Here is a 1,753-nt window from a genome sequence, read left to right on the forward strand (position 1 = left end):
GTAAGGTCGCTTTTCAAGGGAGCTATGGCCGAATTTTGGTGACGCGCCCTGATCAAGCGGCCCTGTTCACCTGAAGCGCTGTAAGCGATGGGGTGGACGCCCCCCGGCGGCATCGATGTGCCAAGGTGGCGGGTGTTGAAGCACCGCTACGGAGGGGAGCGTCCATGGGAGAGGTTAGCATCATCGGCCTGGATTTGGCCAAGAACGTGTTTCAGGCGCACGGTGCGGGGGCCGATGGATCGGTCGTCTTTCGCCGCAAGCTGTCGCGCGCGCAACTGCTGAAGTTCATGGCAGCGCAGCCGCCTTGCGTGGTGGCGATGGAAGCCTGTGCCAGTGCGCATCATTGGGGCCGGGCGATCGGCGATCTTGGCCACGAGGTTCGGCTGATCCCACCCGCCTATGTGAAGCCGTTCGTGAAGCGCCAGAAGAACGATATGGCCGATGCCGAGGCGATTGCGGAAGCTGCGTCGCGCCCGACCATGCGGTTTGTCGCCGTGAAGAGCGAAGCCCAGCAGGCGGCGGCGATGGCCTATCGAACCCGCGATCTTCTGGTTCGCCAACGCACGCAGACGATCAACGCGCTGCGGGCACATCTGGCTGAACAGGGCATCGTGGCGCCCACCGGCCCCGCGCATGTCGGGCGCCTCGCGGTCATCATCGAAGGGGAGGATGGCCTGCTGCCCGAGGCGGTGCGTGACCTGGCTCGCCTTCTGCTGGATCAGATTGCCGGGCTGGCCGAGAAGATCGCGGGCCTTGATGCCGAGTTGCGCAGGCGCGTGGCCACCGACGACACGGCGCGGCGGCTGACGACGATCCCGGGAGTGGGAGCGGTGACGGCGGCGGCGATCACGACTTTCGCGCCACCGATGGAGACCTTCTCGAAGGGCCGGGACTTCGCCGCCTGGGTCGGCCTCACGCCGCGACAACATTCGAGCGGCGGCAAGGACCGACTGGGCCGCACCTCGAAGATGGGCCAGCGCGACATCCGGAGGCTGCTGATCGTCGGTGCGGTCGCCGTGGTGCGATGGGCCGCACGGAAGGGCGCGCCTGAAGGCACATGGCTCGGTCGCATGATGGCGCGCAAGCCGAAGATGTTGGTCGCAGTCGCACTGGCCAACCGTATGGCGCGCACAGCTTGGGCGCTGCTGCGCAGGTGCGAGGATTACAGGGATCCGGCGATGGCGGCCGCATAGGCCGGTGTCGTCGGATTGTCGCCGGATGTGAGAGGGGGCGAGGGAACGTAAGGGCAGACGGTCAAGAGACCGGGTCGGGCGAACCAGCATTCCGGACGGAGCGCCATCGAGCGCGGGTAAGCGAACTGGTCCCGACCTGCATATCTCCATACAGGCCCGCGGCGAATGACAGGCCGTATCTTCGAGGCCGGACACACGACCGCACCTGATCACATGCCCGACCGTGCCCAAGATTCCGCTTGCATCCAAGGGGGCGTCCACACACGTCCGGGCTGACCGCTACCCGTTCCAGCGCCAGGGCAGCAGGTCGTCGACCTTGGTGATCTTGTAGTCCGGGATGCGGGCTAGGGAGTCCCTGTCGCCGTACCGTTCCGCGTCAAACCGGCTAGGAGCGATTTTAGCTTCACGTTCTGCGCCACAGCCACCAGCCTCGGCGTTGCGACGTGGAGCTAGGCGCGGGTAGAAGCCTGCGCAGATCCTCAAGATGTTGACCGCGTTCCGCAGCCAATGCTTCTGCTACGGCTGCCCTTTGCTCCGCCTCTGACAGCCTGAGTTTCAGG

1 protein-coding gene is annotated in these 1,753 nt (G+C 65.7%); it reads left to right on the forward strand.

The window, feature by feature from the left end:
• Window positions 1-164 precede the first annotated feature (164 nt).
• Window positions 165-1,193, forward strand: coding sequence for an IS110 family transposase (locus tag AQY21_RS27020; protein ID WP_058100673.1), 1,029 nt, complete (start codon window positions 165-167; stop codon window positions 1,191-1,193).
• Window positions 1,194-1,753 lie beyond the last annotated feature (560 nt).

Origin of the sequence: Paracoccus sp. MKU1 (assembly GCF_001447385.1) — a bacterium.
In the GTDB taxonomy this organism is placed as follows: domain Bacteria; phylum Pseudomonadota; class Alphaproteobacteria; order Rhodobacterales; family Rhodobacteraceae; genus Paracoccus.